Source organism: Kitasatospora sp. NPDC051164 (assembly GCF_044455625.1).
Classification (GTDB): Bacteria; Actinomycetota; Actinomycetes; order Streptomycetales; family Streptomycetaceae; genus Kitasatospora.
The window spans coordinates 143,841-161,032 of the sequence record NZ_JBITFB010000006.1 but is presented as its reverse complement, the minus strand read 5'-3'; the positions used below and the strand labels follow the sequence as shown (position 1 = coordinate 161,032).

The window sequence follows — 17,192 nt, the reverse complement described above, 5'->3', positions numbered from 1 at the left end:
GGCCCCACCGTGACTACTCCCACCAGCACCGTCGTCGAGCGCGCGGACGAGCGGCACCGGTACGAGATCCTCGTGGACGGCAAGCTCGCCGGCTTCACCGAGTACCGGGACCACGAGGAGCAGCGCGTCTTCTTCCACACCGAGATCGACGACGCCTTCGCCGGCCAGGGCCTCGCCTCCCGCCTCGTCCAGGAGGCACTGAGCGATGTGCGCGCGGCCGGGAAGCGGATCGTGCCGATCTGCCCGTACGTCGCCAAGTTCCTCACCAAGCACGACGAGTTCACCGACATCACCGACCCGGTCACCCCCGAGGTCAAGAGCTGGCTGCGCACCGAGCTCTATTGACGGGCCCCGCAGTACGCGGGCGGGCCTGGCCTGGCCAGGCCTTCCCTGGTCTGCCTGGCCTGGCCCTGAGCAGCAACCTCCCCGGACCCGCCCCGGACCTGCCGCGCCCCATCGAGCAGTCGCTCGACGGGGCGCGGCGAGTGTCAGGAGCGGTCGGTCACATGTTGATCATGTGACCGGCGAGGCCGTGGATGGCTTCCTTGACCGCCTCGCCCAGGGTCGGGTGGGCGTGCACGTTGCGGGCGACCTCGTGGACGGTCAGGTCCCACTGCTGGGCCAGCGTCAGCTCGGGCAGCAGCTCGGTGACCTCGGGGCCGATCAGGTGGGCGCCGAGCAGCTCGCCGTGCTTGTTGTCGCTGATGACCTTGACGAAGCCGATCGGGTGGCCGAGGCCGTGGGCCTTGCCGTTGGCGGTGAACGGGAACTTGGCGACCTTGACGTCGTAGCCCAGCTCGCGGGCCTGCGCCTCGGTGTAGCCGAAGGAGGCGATCTGCGGCTGGCAGTAGGTGGCGCGCGGGATCATGGCGAAGTCGACCTCCATGGTCTCCGCCCCGGCGATGGTCTCGGCGGCGATGACGGCCATGGTCTCGGCGGCGTGCGCGAGCATCAGCTTGGCGGTGACGTCGCCGATCGCGTAGATGTGGTCGACGCTGGTGCGGCCGCGGCCGTCCACCGCGATGGCGTTGCGGTCGGTCAGCTTGACCCCGGTGTTCTCCAGGCCGTAGCCGTTGACGCGCGGCGCGAAGCCGATCGCCTGGAGCACCTTGTCGGCCTCCAGCACCTTCTGCGCGCCGTCCTTGGTGACGGTGACGCGGACCTTGGCGTTCGGGTCGCTGTCGTCGATCGACTCGACCCGGGTGGAGGTCAGCACCTCGATGCCCAGCTTGCGGTACTGCTTGGCAAGTTCGCTGGAGACCTCGACGTCCTCCAGCGGCACCACGCGGTCGAGGAACTCGACGATGGTGACCTTCACGCCGTAGTTGTGCAGCACGTAGGCGAATTCGACGCCGATCGCGCCGGCACCCGCGATGATGATGCTCTCCGGCAGCTGCTCGGTGAGGATCTGCTCCTCGTAGGTGACCACACGGTCGCTGAGGCTGGTGCCGGGCAGCAGGCGGGTGGTGGCGCCGGCGGCGATGACGCAGTGGTCGAAGGTGACGACCTCGAAGCCGCCACCGCTGAGCGCGACCTGCAGGGTGTGGTCGTCGACGAAGGTGCCCCAGCCGTCGTACTCGGTGATGCCGTTCTTCTTCATCAGGTAGTGGACGCCCTTGACCCGGCCGTCGGCCACCGATCGGCTGCGGCGGAAGGCCTCGCCGAAGTCGAAGGTCACCGTGCCCTCGACCTTGATGCCGAAGGTCTTGGCCTCCTTGGTGAAGATGTGGGCCAGCTCGGCGTTGCGCAGCAGGGCCTTGGAGGGGATGCAGCCGACGTTGAGGCAGACGCCGCCCCAGTACTTGGCCTCGATGACCGCGACCTTGAGGCCCAGCTGGGCCGAGCGGACGGCGGCGGTGTAGCCGCCGGGGCCCGCGCCGAGGACGACGACGTCGTAGTGCGTGCTCATGTTGCTGACTCCTCCGAGGGTGTCACGGTGTCGTGATCTCGGTCCCATGGTGGCAGGACCTTGCGCGGCGCACCCACCGGGTCTCGGTGGATGCGCTCCGCGCGGCACCGTACAGGCCGCGGGGCCGGATTGTCAGTGGTCTCCGCTACGGTGACCGCACCGACGTCCACCAGGGGTGATGACGGAGGGGAGAGGGCCGATGGCGAATTCGGGCGCGGCATTCGCAGCATGCACGACGGCATGCACCACATGCGCGGCAGGCACGGTGCGTACGGCGGGCGAGTGGGCCCGCCGCCCGAGGACGGCAGCGGGCCCACCCGGGCGTCAGGCCGTCACGCCGTGGGTGTGGCCGCTCGCGCCGGCGGCGGCCGCCTTCGCGGCCGGTACGGGCCGTTGTAGCGAGGAGAGGTCCCAGGCGTAGGTGCCGACGGCGTGGGCGATCACGTCGATGTTGACGTCGAAGGCGTCCATGTCGATGTTGCCCAGGTTGTCGCAGGCCTTGTGGTAGCAGGAGTCGAAGGCGGTGCCCGCCGTGCCGCCGTAACGCTCCGCCTGCTCCGGGGACTTGATCTTCTCGGCGCCGGTGTCGGTGCCGCCGGCCGGGATGCCCGCGTCGATGAACGGACCGTAGTCGGAGCGGCCGTCGAAGGCGCTCCGGTCGTGCGGCAGGCCGAGGCCGTCCAGGTAGCCGGTGATGTCCCGTTCGATCTGCGCCGAGCCGTCGGGGCCGGCGCCGCCACCGGCGCTGCCGGAGCCGTTGTAGACGAACTGCGCGTAGTTGGGGGATGCGATCATGTCGAAGTTGAGGTAGAGCCGGATCTTCTTCTGGTCCGCCTCGGAGAGTGACTTCACGTACGCCTCGGAGCCCTTGAGGCCGAACTCCTCGGCGGACCACCAGGCGAATCTGACCTTGTTCTTCACCGGGTGGACGGTGAGGTTGCGCGCGACCTCGAGGATGCCGGCCGAGCCGGAGCCGTTGTCGTTGATGCCGGGCCCGGCCGGGACGGAGTCGAGGTGCGCTCCGACCATCACGGTGTTGTTCGGGTCGCCGCCGCGGGTCTCGGCGATGACGTTCCAGGTCTTGCGCGGCTCCATGACGGTGCGGATGTCGAAGGTCACCCGGACGGGCCCGGCGGCTGCCTCGGCGGCCAGGGCCTCGCCGGCGGCCTGGGTGATCCCGCCGGTCGGGACCTTCCCGGCCGTCGGGTCCCCGAGGGTCCCGCTGAGGTCGCCCTCGGCGTTGTTGTAGATGAGCGCCCCGACCGCGCCCGCTGCCGCCGCGGCGGCCTGCTTCTGGGCGAAGCTGCACCCGCCGCGCCGGATCAGGGCGACCTTGCCGGTGAACCCGCCCGCCGGGTAGTCGGTGGGTGCGCAGCCGGTGGTGGCGCTGACCGGGGAGACCGCCAACTCGGCGGTCAGGCCCGCCTCCGGGCCGCTCACCGAGTACGTCATGGCGACCACGGGCACGGACTCGGCCTTCGGGGACACCACGTCGAGGCGCTGCGTACCGGCCTCGAAGAAGGTGTACTCGAACTCCTGCTTGGACACCTTGAGCCCCGCGCGCCGCGCCTGCTCGTAGACGTACTGCGCGGACTGCTCGTGGCCCTTCGAACCGGCCACCCTGGTACCGCCGTTGCGGTCGGCGATCCGCTGTAGCGCGGCCAGGGTGCCGCGGGCGCTCTCCGCATCGCTCGCCTCGACCAGCCGGGCGGCCAGCCTGGCGCCCTTGCGCGCCGGGTCCGGGTCGGCGGCGGCGCTCCCGGCACCGGCCAGCAGCAGCGGGCCGACCAGGGCGGCGAGGGTCAGCGCGGCACCCGCACCGCGGCGGGTGGCGGCGATCCGCGGGCGCGATAACGGGGTGGCGCTGTCGAGCCGGTTGGTGCGGTCGTACCGGGTGGAGCGGTCGAGCGGGGTGGTCGAGCGACGGGTGCGCAGCTTCAAGGCGACTCCTTCCGACGGGCCGTGAACTCACGATTTGACAGGACCGGAATCGCGTTGCCAAGCCCGCCGCGCACCCCGCGGGATGCGCGGAAGGGGATGCACGGTGATATTGGAGGAGTGGGGCCGTCTCATCCAGGAGTGTGACCACATGTCCATGATGGATAAGCTCAAGAGCCTGCTGAAAGGCCACGAGGAGCAAGCCGACAAGGCCGTCGACCACGCGGGTGACACCGTCGACGAACGCACCCAGGGCAAGTACAGCGGCCAGGTGGACGCCGCCCAGGAGCAGGCGAAGAACCAGTTCCGCGACCAGCCGCCGCCCCAGTAGCCGGCCGGAGCCGACACGCGGACCGGGCCCCAGCCCCCTCCGTGTCCACCACCCCGGGCCGGCCGCTCGTCGGCCGGCCCGGGGTTCGCCGTTCGCAGGGTCAGCGGTCGCGGGGTTCGGGCCGCACGGCCTCGCGCGGTGTCTCGTCCTCGGCGGCGGCGCAGCTCTCGCACGGTTCCGGCCCGGGCCGCTCGCGCAGCCGTCCGCACTCCGGGCACATCCGGTCCAGCCAGCAGGCCGATTCGCCGCCTTCGTCCATGCCGCCGATTCTGCCCGGGCACCCCCACGAAGGCGAGTAGACACTGTCTACGACCGACTGGTAGACAGTGTCCATGACTGATCAGGAAAGGGACCTCCGGGCCCGACTGGTGGCCGCAGGCGTCGAACTGGTGGCCACCGGGGGCGTCCAGGCGCTCGGCCTGCGCGAGATCGCCCGCCACGCCGGGGTCTCGCACGGAGCGCCCCGCCGCTACTTCCCCACCCACCGCGAGTTGCTCGCCGCCATCGCGCAAAAGGGCTTCGGCAGGCTCACCGACACCTTGGCCGGCGCCGACGCCCTCGCCGCCGCCACCGGGGCCGATGCCCGCAGCCGCCTCGACGCGCTCGCCCGCGCCTACCTCGGCTTCGCGGCCGCCGGCCCCGGCATGTTCGAGCTGATGTTCCGTCACGACCTGCTGGAGGGCAGCGGCGCGGAGCTGCGCCGCACCACCGTGCCGCTGTTCCTCACCTTCGTCGGCCTGGTCGCCGAGGTGCACCCGGACTGCGACGATCCGGCCGCCGCCACCGCCGCCCTGTGGTCCAACCTGCACGGCCTCGCCCAACTGCGCGCCTGGGGCAGCCTGCGGCTCATCACCGGCAGCGAGGACATCGAGCCGCTGCTGCGCGCCGCCCTGGACGCCCACCTCGGCCCGGCCGACCGGTGACGGCGCGGCCGCGCCGTCGGCTCACCCTCGCCGCGAGCATCACCGGTGCCGCGCTGGTCGCCCTCGACGGCACCGTGCTGACCGTCGCCCGGCCCGTCCTCCAGCACGACCTGCACGCCTCCGTCGCCGCCGTCCAGTGGACCGGCACCGGCTACCTCGTCACCGTCGCCGCGCTGCTGGTCTTCGCGGGGCGTGTCGGCGACCGCTACGGGCACCGGCTGGTCTTCACCCTCGGCGTGACGGGCTTCGCCGCGTGCTCGGCCGGGATCGCCCTGGCGCCCGGCATCGGCTGGGTCATCGCCCTGCGGGTGGTCCAGGGCGTGGCGGGCGCGCTGCTGCAGCCGGCCACCCTCGGCATGCTGCGCGCCGCCTGGCCCGCCGAGCGGTTGGCCGGCGCGATCGCGGTGCGCACGGCGGCGATCGGGCTCGCGGCGGCGGCCGGACCGCTGGTCGGCGGGGCGCTCACCGCGCACTTCGGCTGGCGGTCGGTCTTCCTGCTCGGCCTGCTGCCCGCCGGGGCCGCGCTGTTGTCGGTCCTCGCGGTGCCGTCCACGGAACGCCCCGTGGCGGCCGTACGGGATGGCGGGCTCGACCTGCCGGGCGCGGCGCTGCTCGCACTGGCTCTGGCCTGCCTCGTGCAGACCCTGGTCGCCCTGCCCGACTCCGGGTGGTCGGCGACCACGGCGCTCGGGCTCGCGGCGGCCGCCGCCCTCGCCGTGGCGCTGGCCCGGCACGAGCGGCGCACCGCCCGTCCGCTGCTGCCGCCCGCTCTGCTCCGCTCACCGTCGGTCGCGCCGCCGCTCGGCGTCCTGCTCGCGGCCTCGGCGGCGCTCCAGGGCGCGCTCTTCCCGGCGACGTACTACCTGCAGGACGTCCTGGGGCTCGACCCGCTGCAGAGCGCCCTGCGGGCGGCGCCACTCGCGGTGGCGATGATCCTCGCGGCTGCGGCCTCGGCCCGGCTGGCGAAGCGTCACGGTGAGCGGCCTGTGGTGCTGGTGGGGATGTCTTTGGTCACATCGGGCGCGCTGCTGACCGCCCGGCTCGGCCCCGGTTCGGGGACCGTCGCCATCGCCGTCTGCTTCCTGCTGCTGGGTGCGGGCTTCGGCGCGGTGATGGCCACGGCCACCGCGATGGTGGTCCGGGGCGCACCCACCGCCGAGGCGGGCGTCGCGGGCGGCCTGCAGCAGACCGCGCTGAACATCGGCCCGGCTCTGGGCATCGCGCTCGCCACCACCGCCGCCGGCCGCACCGAGCCCGGCACGGCGCTGGCGCCCGCCGCGCTGGCCATGGCCGCCGTGGCGGCGGCGGGAACGCTGCTCGCCGCCCGACTTCCCGGCCAATCGACCGACCGGGAACGGGAGTTCGTCACACGCCCGTGACCCCGTCGATGCACTCGCGGAGCAGGTCGGCGTGGCCGTTGTGGCGGGCGTACTCCTCGATCAGGTGGAACAGGATCCAGCGCAGCGAGACGGTCTCCGAACCGGTCACCGCCGCCGCCTGCGCGACAAGCGGGCCTGCCGCGTCCAGGGACGCTCCCGCGGTCAGCTCGCGCCCGTACTCGACCTCCGCCTGCCAGTCCGCGAGCGCCTCGGCCAACCCCCGCGCCTGGTCCAGCCCGTACCCGTCCGGATTGTCCGCGCCGTACACCGGCGGCACCTCCCGGCCCGCGAACACCCGCTGGTACCACGTGCGTTCGACCTCGGCGAGGTGCTGCACCAGGCCCAGCAGGGTCATCGTCGACGGGGGCACGGCCGCCCGCCGCACCTGGCGGTCGTCGAGCCCGGCGACCTTCCGGCGGAGCGTGGCCCGCTGGAAGTCCAACCAGCTTTCCAGCATGGCGCGTTCGTCAGCGTGCGCGGGCGGAATCGGCCGCCCGTCCGGAGTGGAACCCATGCCCGCCACTCTGGCACAGCCGACGGGGGACCACACCCGGCACGGGCCCTCCGCGCCGGCCACAGCGGCGAGTTGGCGAGCGTCCACGCCGCAGCCCTTCACTCGACCGGCTGACGCACCTGCGGCTCGTCGGCCGCCATCGGGGCCGGCGCCGACGCCGCCCGACGCCCCACGAGGGCCGACAGCAGCGCGAGCTGCAGCGCCGCGCCCACTGCCGGGCCGAGCCACACGCCCGACACCCCCATCGGCCCCGACAGCACCGCCGAGGTGGCGAGTTGGGCGCCGAGGCCGAGCAGCACGGAGAGCACCAGCGGGCGGCCGGCGCCCGCTGCCTGGTGGACGCCGCCGAGGGCCACCACCAGGGCGTACGGAAGGAGGTAGAGCGCTGCCATCCGCAGGAAGCCGACGGACTGCGCCGCCACCGCCCGGTCGTCGGTGAAGAGCGCGGTCAGCGGGGCGGCGAGCGTCGCGGACAGCAGCGCCGCCACGGCACCGAGCAGCGCGGCGAGGCGTCCGGTGTCGCGGCGCAGGGTGCGCAGCGCGCCGGTCTCCCCCGCGCCGGTGAGACGGGCGGCCTCGATCGCGGCGGCCTGGCGCAGCGCGTAGAAGGCCATGGTGACGACGAGCAGCACGCGGTAGCCGACACCGTACCCGGCCACCGCCGCGACGCCGAAGCCCGCCACCAGCCCGAGTTGGGCCGCGCCGACGGCCATCCGGGCCGTGAAGTCCAGACTGAACGGCGCTCCCGCGCGCACGATCCGCACCGCCGCCGCGCGCACTCCCCCGGCGAGACCGGCGGTCCGCGCCGACGGCGACGGCGCCGGCCGTCCCGGCAGGCGTACCCGCAGGCGCAGCGTGACAGCGAAGGCGATCGCCCGCGAGGCCGTCAGGGCCAGCGCCGCGCCCGGTACACCGAGGGCGGGCAGCGGGCCGGCGCCGAGGATCAGCAGGGGGTCGAGGGCGAGCAGCAGCGCGTTGGAGAGCAGGGCGATCCGCATCGGGGTGCGGGTGTCGCCCGCTCCCTTGAACAGTTCGTCAGCGACGCGCTGGCCGAAGAACAGCGGGAAGGCCGGGAGGGCCACGGCGAGGTACTCGGCGGCGCGGGCGGCGGCTTCGCCGTCCAGGAAGGCCCCCGCCAGCCGCTCGCGCAGCAGGAAGCCGGGGACGGCGAGCGCGACGCTTCCGGCGGTACAGAGCCGCCAGGCGGCCCGGGTGGTCCGGGCGGCCTCGGCGTGATCGCCCGCGCCGAGGGCGCGGGAGAGCCGGACGCTGGTACCGGAGCCGACCACCAGGACGAGCCCGAGCAGCAGGTTCTCGACGGTTCCGGCGAGTGTGACGGCGGCGACCGCGGCCCCGCCGAGGCCGGCCACCCAGAGGGTGCCGATCACCGAGGCGATCACCCCGGACAGCAGTTCCGCGTAGACGGGTACGGCGAGCGCCGTGAGTCGGGACAGATGCCCGCGCATGATTCCTCCCCTGTTCCGCCGCCCGAAGCCGCGCCCGGACCTGGGCCGGGGCCTCGGAATGGTCCGGGACCTCGGGCTTGGTGCGGAGGCCTCGGGTGTGGACCGGAGGCGTGGACCGGAGGCCTGGGCAGCAACCTCGAATAGAGATACATCGGATCGAGGTATATCGGCAAGAGGTAGCATGACCGCTCCACCGGGCGCACTTCGACGGAAGGGCTTCGACCGTGCTGACCCTCGCGATCCTCGGCTTCCTGTACGACGAGCCGCTGCACGGCTACGAGCTCAAGTCCCGGATCACCGGCCTGACCGGCCACATCCGCCCGGTCAGCGACGGCGCGCTCTACCCCGCCATCGCACGACTGGAGAAGGCCGGCCTGCTGTCCCGCCGCACCGAACCGGGCACCGGTGCCGCGCCGCGTCAGACCCTGGAGCCGACCGAGGACGGCCGGGCCGAACTGCTCCGGCGGCTGGCCGACCCGGAGCAGGTCGAGATCACCGACCAGATCCGCTTCTTCACGCTCACCACCTTCCTGCACCACCTCGCCGACCCACCCCGGCAGGCCGCCGTCCTCCGCCGCCGACTGGCCTTCCTGACCGCGCCGAGCAGCTTCTTCTACGACGGCGACGGCCGACCGGTCACCGCCGAGCGCGAGCCCAACCCCTTCCGGCGCGGGATGCTGCTCGTCGCCCGGGCCTCCTCGGCGGCCGAACGGACCTGGCTGGAGGAGACCATCGCGGAGCTGGAAGTGCCCCGGTAGCGCCCCGCAGCCCCCGGCAGCCCCCACAGCCCCACCCGCTCGAACGACCGAGCGACCAACCGGAATCAGGTTCTTCCGTACCTGGTTCCGCCGGGCCCCGGCGTGGCTATGATGATCCGCCTCACGTCCTCGGCGTCCCTCCGCGGCGTGACCCGCCACCGCGCCCCGCCGTCCCCCTGGAGGCCGCCGTGCCCACTGCCGAGACCGCAACCGCCCGTCCCGTGCCGCTGCAGCGCGACGACATCCCCGGCTGGTTCTTCAGTCTCGATCGGGCTGCTTTCAGCCATCTGCTGTCCGCCCAGAGCGCCGCGGGCGTCACCGGCGACATCCTGGAACTCGGCAGCTACCTGGGCCGCAGCGCCGTCCTGCTCGGCGACCACCTGCGGCCGGGCGAACGGCTGACGGTCTGCGACCTGTTCGACTCCGAGGCGGGCGACGACGACAACGCCGCCGAGATGGCCATGTCCTACCGCAAGACACTGACCCGCAGCGCCTTCGAGTCCAACTACCTGGCCTTCCACCACGAGCTGCCCGAGATCGTGCAGGCGCCCACCTCGGCGCTGGCCGACGGCCGGATCCCGGCGGGCAGCTGCCGGTTCGTCCACGTCGACGCCTCCCACCTGTACGAACACGTCGCCGGGGACATCACCGTGGCGCGGGCCGCGCTCACCCAGGACGGCCTGATCGCCCTGGACGACTACCGCTCCGAGCACACCCCGGGCGTCTCGGCCGCGGTCTGGGAGGCGGTCTTCACCGGCGGACTGCAGCCGGTGCTGCTCACCCCGATGAAGTTCTACGGCACCTGGGGCGACGCCGCGGCCGCCCGGCAGGTCCTCCTGGAGCGGGACTGGCGGGCCGAGGGCTACACGGTGGACGAGGACACCATCGCCGGGGCACGCGTGCCGCGCCTCAACTACCGGGTCAAGGCCCCCGTCCAGCGCTCCGCCTCGCGCCGACTGGCACTGGAGCTGCTGCCCCCCGTCGCCACCAAGGCGACCCGCCGGATGCTCCGGACGCTGCGCGAGCGGCGTGCCGTGCCGCCGCCGCGCGCCTGAGCCCCGACGGGCCGGCCATCCGTTTCACTCCTGCTGTCCCGTCCGCCACGTCCGCCACGTCCGCCGCCCAGTGGGGGCGGGCCGGGGTCGGCGCCCGCGTCGCCGTCGGCTGCCACACCGGTGCCGCCAACGCCGGCACGAACACGTAGGCGAGGACCGAGCCGAGGATCCCGGCCGCCGCGGCGGCGACCAGGAGGAGATTCAGGCCTTCGAACGGCGCGGCACCGCCCTGCCGGAACAGCGCGCCGAACGCCGCGACCCCCAGGGCCTGCCCCAGCTGACGGAACGTCGCCACGACCCCGACGGCCAGGCCCGCCCGCTCCGGCGGCAGCACCGCGAACACCGCCGCACCCATCGCCGGGGCCCATCAGCCCGACGCCGACACCGGTCGGCGCCGGCCCGGCCGCGCGCCCGTAGCGGCCGAGGAGCGCACGTCCAATCCGGCCTGCAGCGTGCGGGCGCCTTGCTGCCGCTCGAACGGGTCCCGTGGCGACGGATGGATGGGTGGACGGATGGGTGGGCGGAGGGTTGGGCCGATGAGCTTCTGTTACGCCTGACGTATTTTCAAAAGGCCTTCACTCCAACGAGGGAATCTCCTTTAAAGATTTGCCCACGGAACATTAAAGAGCGCATAGTGATGACACCTCAGTTTGGTCTAGGTAGCACCAAGTGCAGGCAAAGTCATCCCAGGCGAGGAGAAGGCCTTGTTCCACGGAATCACGATGGCGGACGCCCCCGGGCAGCGGCTCCGCGAGGAGATCGCTGGCCCCGGCACCACGCCCCTGATCGGCGTCTACGACATGTACTCGGCCTCCATCGCGGCCGAGCACTACAACGGCATGTTCGTCTCCGGCTTCGGCTTCGCGGCCTCCTACTACGGGCTGCCCGATATCGGTTTCATCGCCTGGCCGGACATGGTCGCCTTCGTCGAGCGGCTGCGCGGCGCGTTCCCCCTGCACCACCTGCTGGTGGACATCGACGACGGGTACGTCGATCCCGAGGTGGCCTGCCATGTCGTGCGCCGGCTTGAACGCATCGGCGCCTCGGGCGTGATCCTGGAGGACCAGAAGCGGCCGCGCCGCTGCGGTCACGCGGACGGCAAGCAGGTCCTCCCGCTGGAGGAGTACCTGGCGAAGCTGGAGCTCGTCCTCGCCAACCGGACGGACCTCGTGGTGGTCGCCCGCACCGACGCCACCGAGGAGGACGACATCCTGCGCCGTGCCCGGGCGCTCGCCGCCACGGACGCCGACGTGGTGCTCGTCGACGGCGTGCGCAGCGCGGCGTGGATCCACCGGATCCGCGCGGTGGTCGGCGACAAGCCGCTGCTGTTCAATCAGATCGGCGGCGGCAAGTCCCCCCGGCTCTCGCTCTCGGAGCTGACGGAGCTGGGGGTGGACGTGGCCATCTACAGCACGCCCTGTCTGTTCGCCGCGCACCGGGCGATGGAGGAGGCGCTGGCCGGGCTGAAGGTCGCCGATGGGCGACTGCCCGCCGCAGCCGAGGAGAGCCGGCAGATCGGCGTGCGGGAGTCCACCGAGCTGTTGGAGCGGAACATCTCCCGCTCCCGGGGGCTGACGGCGGTGACGGCGTGAGGGCCGGGCCTCGCGGGCCCGCCCCGCCCTCGGCGGCTGCCGTCCTGCGGGCCGGCGCGCTGGGGCTGGCCGGGGCGTGCGCCGTGCTCGCGGGCGGGGTCGCACCCGCGGCCGTCGGCAGTCTGATCACGGTCGTGGACAACTCCCACGCGGACTCCTGGCTCGAGATCGACCGGACGGCCAATGTCCAGAACGGCAGCGGCTCGGCGGGCAGCGACCACGACGGCGCGGGCTCGCTGGTGGGCGGTGTCCTGGGGCCGGGTTCGTCGGCCGGGCCCGCGCTCCGCCCAGTGGCGGGAGGCGGCGGCCCGTGAGCGACCGTCCGGCCGACTCGAAGCGGCAAGGACGGCAGGAACGGCCGCCCGGGGGACGGAGGAACGGGCTTCGGGCGCGTCGGCCGGTGCCACGTCGGCTGCGGCCTCGGTGGCTCGATCCGTACCTGGCGGCGTTGGCCGGGACGGTCGGCCTGGCTGCGCTGTTCCCCGCCTCGGGCGGGTCGGCGCGGGTCGCCGAGGCAGCCTGCGACCTCGCGGTGGTGCTGCTGTTCTTCCTCTACGGCGCCCGTCTCTCCACCCGCGAGACACTGGCCGGGCTGCGGCACCTACGGCTGCACGGGCTGGTGCTGGCCGCCACCTTCGGCCTCTTTCCCCTGCTCGGGCTGGCCACCGCGCTGCTCACGCCGGTGCCGCTGACCGGGCAGTTGCAGACCGGGGTGCTGTTCCTCTGCCTGGTGCCCTCGACGGTGCAGTCCTCGGTGGCGCTCACCGGCAGCGCCGGGGGCAATGTCCCGGCGGCGATCTGCGCGGGCACCTACTCCGGCCTCGCGGGGCTGGTCCTCACCCCGCTGCTGGCGGCCTGCCTGCTGGGTTCACACGCCGAGCTGTCCGCTGACGGGCTGCTGCGGATCGGGCTGCAACTGCTCGCACCGTTCCTGCTGGGGCAGGTGCTGCGGCCGTGGATCGGCGGCTTCCTGGCCCGCCACAAACGGGGGCTGACCCCGGTGGATCGCGGTTCGATCCTGCTCGTGGTCTACACGGCGTTCAGCGCGGCGGTGGCCCGGGGCATCTGGAGCCTGGCCACTCCCGCCGCCCTGTTCGGGCTCCTCGCGGTGCTCCTCGCCATGCTCGCCGCCGCCCTGGCCGCCACCGGGCTCGGGGCGCGACTGCTGGGGCTCGACCGGCCGGCCCGTATCGCGGCGGTGCTGTGCGGTTCGCAGAAGAGCCTGGCCAACGGGCTGCCGATGGCCACCGTCCTGTTCGGGCCGGAGGCGGGGGTACTGGTGCTGCCGCTGATGCTTTACCACCAGCTCCAGTTGGTCGTCGGCACGGTCCTCGCCGGGCACTGGTCCCGGGCCCCCGCCGTAGCCACTGCCACTGCCACTGCCACCACTGCCGCCACAACTCCGCTCAACGGGCAGGCGCCGGCCGCGCTCACCGGTCCGGGCGCGCCGCCAGCGCCCGGGTGATCCCCCGGCGCAGCCGGGTCGAGGCCCCGGGCAGGAGTCCCAGTCGGCGCAGCCGCTCGGCCGGCAGCTCCGGCCGTCGGGTCAGCTCCAGCACCGCCGCGTACGGGCGGTCGCCCTCCCTCAGCCGTTCGGCCACCAGGTCGACCAGCCCATCCAGGGCCGCGCCGGTGAGGGCGGGGTGGACGGCGAGCAACAGCAGCAGGCGGTTGTCGTTCCAGGTGCTGTGCCGTCGGAGGGCCAGCGCGGCCAGCAGGTCGGCTGGCGCGGCGGCGTTCCGGGCGATCGCGTGCCAGACGAACGGGTACTCGCCCCGGGCCACTTGGCGCAGCACGTCCGGGTTCGAGGTCCGTTCGGCCAGTCGGCGGTAGTCCCCGCCGTCGTGCAGCCGGCGCAGCGCCTCGACGTCGTCCTGCTGATGGGTGTCGTCCATGTTGAGGCGCGACCCTAACAGGCCGACCGTCCCTCAGGCTCCCGGCCGAGACGCCGGGCCGACCACGTCACCATGACCATGGCCATGGTGACGTGGTCGGTCGTCATCGGACGTAGTAGGCGCGGTTGTGGGCGGCGACCGGCGGGGACTGGTAGGTCCAGACCCCGGCGGCCGGGGCGTCGGCGATCAGCTGGGAGAGGTCGCGGGCGGACTCCTCGGCGGGGTTGCCGAGGTCGAGCCGGACGCGGTCGGCGGTGCGGTCGTCCAGCGCGTAGTAGCGGTAGGGCTGGTAGACGTTGAGCGGACCGGCGAGCAGCTTGCCCTCGTCGTCGGTGCCGTAGCCGGTGATCGGGGTGTTGTTGACCGGTTCGGCGGTGAGACCGACCAGGTTGACGTCCAGGGCGAGGAGTTCCTCGTCGTGGCGGTCCAGGCCGTCGGGCCCGAGGGTGGCGCGGCGGCAGGAGACGGACCAGCGTTCGCGCACGGCGGGCGCGTTGAGGGAGGGCAGCGTGGTCTCGAACCAGCCCGGGTGCTTGGGCTCGGCGTAGAGCCGGCGTCCGGCGTCGATGGCCAGCGGGTTGTCGCAGAGCACGTGCAGGCGGGCGATGCCGAGCAGCTTGGTCTGGTCGTAACCCCGGGCGTACTGGCCGTAGTTGACGGCCGGGATCCGGTCTTCGGCGAACACCGGGTGGGCGACCAGGTTGATCTCCAGCTCCTGGGTGATACCGCCGCCGTTCGGGTACTGGGCGAAGTAGAGCTGGTAGTTGAGCGACACGCACGCCCCACCGTCGAAGGCGGCGGCGTTCAGCCCGGGGTGGCGCTTGCCGAGCAGTTCGCGCGCCCGTTCGCGATCGACCAGGTAGTCGACGCCGATGTTGTGCAGCGCGCCGTAGTGGAAGGGCAGGTGGTAGGGCTCCGGTACGGGCGGCAGCGGCAGGCCGGTCATGAGGGCTCCGAGGGCGAAGGAGGTTCGGGGGTACGGGCGGTGGCCGGGGACGTGACCACAGCCGGGGACGTGACGGCCGGCGGGGGCGTGACCGCTCGCGGGGGTGCCACCACCGCCGGGCGGTGCAGCTCCAGCAGGTCCCGGTGCATCCGCTCGGCGCTGCGCAGCGCGAGCGCGGCCATGGTGAGCGAGGGGTTGGAGGTGCCGAGCGAGGGCATCGAGCCGCAGCCGACGGCGTACAGGTTGGGGTGGTCCCAGCAGCGCTGCCAGTGGTCGACGACGGAGGTGGCGGGCGAGTCGCCCATGATGTGGGTGCCGCCGGCGTGGCCCGCGCCCCGGTAGCCGTGGACGGCTCCCCGGTGTTCCAGCCGGCCCGGCCAGGCGCCCGCCGGGTAGGTGGTGTGGTCCTCGGCGCCGAGCAGGGCGAAGAGCTGGTCGGAGACGGCCCGGGCGGAGGCCATGCCCTCGCGGACGTAATCGGAGAGGTCGTAGCGGACGGCCGGTGCGGGGAGGCCGAGCGGGTCGCGCCGCGCCGCGTCGAGGGTGACCCGGTTGGCCGGGTCGGCGGGCTGTTCCAGCTCGAACTGGAGCGAGAACTGGCGGCCGAGCCTGTCGCCGAGGCGCTCGCGCAGCTCCTTGCCGCGCAGTCCCCTGCCGTGTGGGCCGGCGGCGATCAGCGCGGCCGCCTCGGCCTCGGGCGCACCGCCGGCCCAGGACCAGCCCCAGTTGCCGATCTCGATCCGGAACGGTGCCCGGCGGTCACGGCCCGGGCCGAAGCGGAAGGCCTCCAGGCCACTGGTCGAACCGGGGCCCCGGTAGGGGCCGACCGGGCGGGGCATCAGGCCCCAGGTGAGCAGGGCCGGGTGGTCCACGAGGTTCCGGCCGACCTGGTCGCTGCGGTTGGCCAGGCCGGAGAGGAGCAGCAGCCGGGCGTTCTCGATCGCGTGGGCGGCGAGGACCACCAGGTCCGCCTCCACCCGGTGGGCCGTGCCGCCGGACAGGTACTCGACTCCCCCGGCCCGCCCGCTCTCCGGATCGGCGAGCACCCGGCTGACCACCGCCTCGGTGCGCAGCTCCACTCCGGCCGCCCAGCGGGCCTGGGTGCGCAGCGGGGTGTACTTGGCCCCGGTCGGGCAGGCCGGGACGCAGCCGGCGCTGCCCGCGCAGAGCGGTCCGTCGCCGGAGCCCGGGCGGGTCGGTACCCCGCTGGCCGGTACCACGTCGGTCGGCACCCCGTTGCGGGCGTGCGGGGTGGCGGTGACGGCGAGCCGGGCGGGACCGGGCATCGCGGGGTCGCGGACGGTCCGGCCGTCGAGCACGTCGGCCAGCTGCCGGTCGAGGAAGCCGGCGGGGATGGCGCGCATCGGGAAGGCGTAGTCGTCCGGGATGGGCAGTCCGACGGCGTTGCGCTGCGCCTCGGCGTCGGCGGCGACGCCGAGTTCGTGCTCGGCGGCGCGGTAGTGGGGCTCCAGGTCGTGGTAGCCGATCGGCCAGTTGCGGCCGTGGCCGAGGTCGCCGGTGCGGAAGTCCTCGGGGTGCATGCGCGGGGTGAGCCCGGTCCACAGCAGGCCGGTGCCGCCGTTGGCGCGCAGGTAGCCGCTGGCGTACGGCAGCGGCCCGTACTGGCGCAGGTGGCCGGTGGCGGTGAAGCCGCCGTCGGGCAGACCGGTGAGGTCGGTGACATCGGGGGACGGCGCCTCGGGGTTGTGCGGGTAGGGCGAGGTGGGCGGTCCGCCGCCGGCCGCGCGGTGGGCGGCGGAGACCTCGGCGCCGGTGGGCGCGGCCCGGCCGGCCTCCAGGACGAGCACCCGCCAGCCCTGCGCGCCGAGGTGGTGGGCGACCAGGGTTCCGGCGAAGCCCGCGCCGACGACGACGGCGTCCCAGCGCGCGGTCATCGGGCCTCGCCTCGTCGGGCCTCGCCTCGTCGGGGTGCCTCGACCAGGAGCGCCTCGGCCCGGGGCGCCCCACTCCGGGGTGCCTCGGCCCAGCTGCCGTGCCCGGGCGCAGCAGCACCGGGCGGTGTGGCCCGGAAGGTCCGCCAGACCAGGCCCTGGTCGTGGGCACGGGCGGAGCTGGGTGCCTCGCCGGGCCAGGCACCGACGTACCAGAGGTGGACGAGGGCGTGCTCGTCGCGGACCCGGTGGGCCAGCACGGTGCGGTGGTGCTCCTCGGCCATGCCGGTGGCGCGCAGCTCGGGTACGTCGAAGCCCGTCAGCTCGGCGCAGACGCGCAGGAATTCCTCCGGGTCGGCCAGCTCGTCGGCCTCGTCGGCCTCATCAGCCTCGACGGGGTCCCAGTGCTGCGCCAGGTCGAAGTCGGCCGGACGATCGTCGGACACGGACACGCGGGCACCCCCACGATCGACAGCGGGCGGCCACGGAACCGGTGGCCGGGAAACGGATGGCCAGTCGGATGGCCAAGACATGACAGGTCCGGAGCGCCCATGCCTCGCTGCACGGCCGGAACTGCCACCGCGATCCTGCCGC

The 17,192-nt window shown here is 73.6% G+C and carries 18 protein-coding genes; 9 read left to right on the top strand and 9 right to left on the bottom strand.

Annotated elements, in window-relative coordinates; translation table 11 throughout:
- The first annotated feature begins 9 nt into the window (after positions 1-9).
- Positions 10-345 (top strand): GNAT family N-acetyltransferase, encoded by a 336-nt coding sequence (locus tag ACIBEC_RS11270; RefSeq protein ID WP_360491129.1) that lies wholly within the window; start codon positions 10-12, stop codon positions 343-345.
- A 157-nt stretch (positions 346-502) separates the two neighbouring features.
- Here the strand turns inward: ACIBEC_RS11270 and lpdA are convergent, their stop codons facing one another.
- Both lpdA and ACIBEC_RS11260 read right to left on the bottom strand, forming a co-directional pair.
- On the bottom strand, positions 503-1,909 hold the full coding sequence (lpdA, locus tag ACIBEC_RS11265; RefSeq protein WP_360491132.1) for a dihydrolipoyl dehydrogenase: 1,407 nt from the start codon (positions 1,907-1,909) through the stop codon (positions 503-505).
- 324 nt (positions 1,910-2,233) lie between these two features.
- The gene (locus ACIBEC_RS11260; RefSeq protein WP_360491564.1) at positions 2,234-3,748 is read right to left on the bottom strand and encodes a M28 family metallopeptidase; all 1,515 of its coding nucleotides are present in this window, start codon (positions 3,746-3,748) and stop codon (positions 2,234-2,236) included.
- A gap of 250 nt (positions 3,749-3,998) precedes the next feature.
- Here ACIBEC_RS11260 and ACIBEC_RS11255 point away from each other — a divergent pair, with 250 nt between their 5' ends.
- Entirely contained in the window at positions 3,999-4,178 is a 180-nt protein-coding gene (locus ACIBEC_RS11255; protein ID WP_360491135.1) for an antitoxin, read from the top strand.
- A 100-nt stretch (positions 4,179-4,278) separates the two neighbouring features.
- Here ACIBEC_RS11255 and ACIBEC_RS11250 read toward each other — a convergent pair whose 3' ends face one another.
- Entirely contained in the window at positions 4,279-4,437 is a 159-nt protein-coding gene (locus tag ACIBEC_RS11250; RefSeq protein ID WP_360491138.1) for a hypothetical protein, read from the bottom strand.
- A 73-nt stretch (positions 4,438-4,510) separates the two neighbouring features.
- Between ACIBEC_RS11250 and ACIBEC_RS11245 the strand changes: the two genes are divergently transcribed.
- Positions 4,511-5,101: a TetR/AcrR family transcriptional regulator gene (locus ACIBEC_RS11245; RefSeq protein ID WP_360491141.1), complete on the top strand. Its 591-nt coding sequence runs from the start codon at positions 4,511-4,513 to the stop codon at positions 5,099-5,101.
- Positions 5,098-6,480 carry an MFS transporter gene (locus ACIBEC_RS11240; protein ID WP_360491144.1) on the top strand — a complete coding sequence of 461 codons (1,383 nt, stop codon included), beginning with the start codon at positions 5,098-5,100 and terminating at the stop codon, positions 6,478-6,480. Before ACIBEC_RS11245 ends, ACIBEC_RS11240 begins: the two co-directional genes overlap by 4 nt.
- Here ACIBEC_RS11240 and ACIBEC_RS11235 read toward each other — a convergent pair.
- Both ACIBEC_RS11235 and ACIBEC_RS11230 read right to left on the bottom strand, forming a co-directional pair.
- Entirely contained in the window at positions 6,467-6,994 is a 528-nt protein-coding gene (locus tag ACIBEC_RS11235; protein ID WP_360491147.1) for a DinB family protein, read from the bottom strand. The genes ACIBEC_RS11240 and ACIBEC_RS11235 overlap by 14 nt on opposite strands.
- 98 nt (positions 6,995-7,092) lie before the next feature.
- Positions 7,093-8,460 carry an MATE family efflux transporter gene (locus tag ACIBEC_RS11230; RefSeq protein ID WP_360491150.1) on the bottom strand — a complete coding sequence of 456 codons (1,368 nt, stop codon included), beginning with the start codon at positions 8,458-8,460 and terminating at the stop codon, positions 7,093-7,095.
- 224 nt (positions 8,461-8,684) lie between these two features.
- On the opposite strand from ACIBEC_RS11230, the gene ACIBEC_RS11225 reads away from it, so the two are divergent.
- The 5 genes from ACIBEC_RS11225 (at position 8,685) to ACIBEC_RS11205 (ending at position 13,330) form a co-directional block, all read left to right on the top strand.
- On the top strand, positions 8,685-9,218 hold the full coding sequence (locus tag ACIBEC_RS11225; RefSeq protein WP_360491153.1) for a PadR family transcriptional regulator: 534 nt from the start codon (positions 8,685-8,687) through the stop codon (positions 9,216-9,218).
- A gap of 188 nt (positions 9,219-9,406) precedes the next feature.
- Positions 9,407-10,273: a class I SAM-dependent methyltransferase gene (locus ACIBEC_RS11220; protein WP_360491156.1), complete on the top strand. Its 867-nt coding sequence runs from the start codon at positions 9,407-9,409 to the stop codon at positions 10,271-10,273.
- Between the two features lie 722 nt (positions 10,274-10,995).
- A complete protein-coding gene (locus tag ACIBEC_RS11215; protein WP_360491566.1) occupies positions 10,996-11,865 on the top strand; it encodes an isocitrate lyase/PEP mutase family protein in 870 nt (289 codons plus the stop codon).
- Positions 11,862-12,179, top strand: a complete 318-nt coding sequence (locus ACIBEC_RS11210; RefSeq protein ID WP_360491159.1) for a hypothetical protein — start codon at positions 11,862-11,864, stop codon at positions 12,177-12,179. The genes ACIBEC_RS11215 and ACIBEC_RS11210 overlap by 4 nt, the downstream gene beginning before the upstream one ends.
- A 134-nt stretch (positions 12,180-12,313) precedes the next feature.
- The gene (locus tag ACIBEC_RS11205) at positions 12,314-13,330 is read left to right on the top strand and encodes a bile acid:sodium symporter family protein (RefSeq protein WP_396287876.1); all 1,017 of its coding nucleotides are present in this window, start codon (positions 12,314-12,316) and stop codon (positions 13,328-13,330) included.
- On the opposite strand, the gene ACIBEC_RS11200 is transcribed toward ACIBEC_RS11205, so the two are convergent.
- From ACIBEC_RS11200 to ACIBEC_RS11185, 4 genes are all read right to left on the bottom strand, one after another.
- A complete protein-coding gene (locus ACIBEC_RS11200; protein WP_360491165.1) occupies positions 13,296-13,760 on the bottom strand; it encodes a hypothetical protein in 465 nt (154 codons plus the stop codon). The genes ACIBEC_RS11205 and ACIBEC_RS11200 overlap by 35 nt on opposite strands.
- A gap of 103 nt (positions 13,761-13,863) precedes the next feature.
- A complete protein-coding gene (locus ACIBEC_RS11195; protein WP_360491168.1) occupies positions 13,864-14,706 on the bottom strand; it encodes a hypothetical protein in 843 nt (280 codons plus the stop codon).
- Positions 14,703-16,601 (bottom strand): GMC family oxidoreductase, encoded by a 1,899-nt coding sequence (locus ACIBEC_RS11190; RefSeq protein ID WP_360491171.1) that lies wholly within the window; start codon positions 16,599-16,601, stop codon positions 14,703-14,705. Before ACIBEC_RS11190 ends, ACIBEC_RS11195 begins: the two co-directional genes overlap by 4 nt.
- Positions 16,598-17,050 carry a hypothetical protein gene (locus ACIBEC_RS11185; protein WP_360491174.1) on the bottom strand — a complete coding sequence of 151 codons (453 nt, stop codon included), beginning with the start codon at positions 17,048-17,050 and terminating at the stop codon, positions 16,598-16,600. The genes ACIBEC_RS11190 and ACIBEC_RS11185 overlap by 4 nt, the downstream gene beginning before the upstream one ends.
- Positions 17,051-17,192: the final 142 nt, after the last annotated feature.

What these genes read in the sequence shown, in the direction of transcription:
- ACIBEC_RS11245 (WP_360491141.1), top strand. Translation starts at nt 4,511, where the DNA reads ATGACTGATCAGGAAAGGGACCTCCGGGCCCGACTGGTGGCCGCAGGC.
- lpdA (WP_360491132.1), bottom strand. Translation starts at nt 1,909, where the DNA reads ATGAGCACGCACTACGACGTCGTCGTCCTCGGCGCGGGCCCCGGCGGC.
- ACIBEC_RS11215 (WP_360491566.1), top strand. Translation starts at nt 10,996, where the DNA reads ATGGCGGACGCCCCCGGGCAGCGGCTCCGCGAGGAGATCGCTGGCCCC.
- ACIBEC_RS11255 (WP_360491135.1), top strand. Translation starts at nt 3,999, where the DNA reads ATGTCCATGATGGATAAGCTCAAGAGCCTGCTGAAAGGCCACGAGGAG.
- ACIBEC_RS11230 (WP_360491150.1), bottom strand. Translation starts at nt 8,460, where the DNA reads ATGCGCGGGCATCTGTCCCGACTCACGGCGCTCGCCGTACCCGTCTAC.
- ACIBEC_RS11235 (WP_360491147.1), bottom strand. Translation starts at nt 6,994, where the DNA reads ATGGGTTCCACTCCGGACGGGCGGCCGATTCCGCCCGCGCACGCTGAC.
- ACIBEC_RS11200 (WP_360491165.1), bottom strand. Translation starts at nt 13,760, where the DNA reads ATGGACGACACCCATCAGCAGGACGACGTCGAGGCGCTGCGCCGGCTG.
- ACIBEC_RS11195 (WP_360491168.1), bottom strand. Translation starts at nt 14,706, where the DNA reads ATGACCGGCCTGCCGCTGCCGCCCGTACCGGAGCCCTACCACCTGCCC.
- ACIBEC_RS11250 (WP_360491138.1), bottom strand. Translation starts at nt 4,437, where the DNA reads ATGGACGAAGGCGGCGAATCGGCCTGCTGGCTGGACCGGATGTGCCCG.
- ACIBEC_RS11190 (WP_360491171.1), bottom strand. Translation starts at nt 16,601, where the DNA reads ATGACCGCGCGCTGGGACGCCGTCGTCGTCGGCGCGGGCTTCGCCGGA.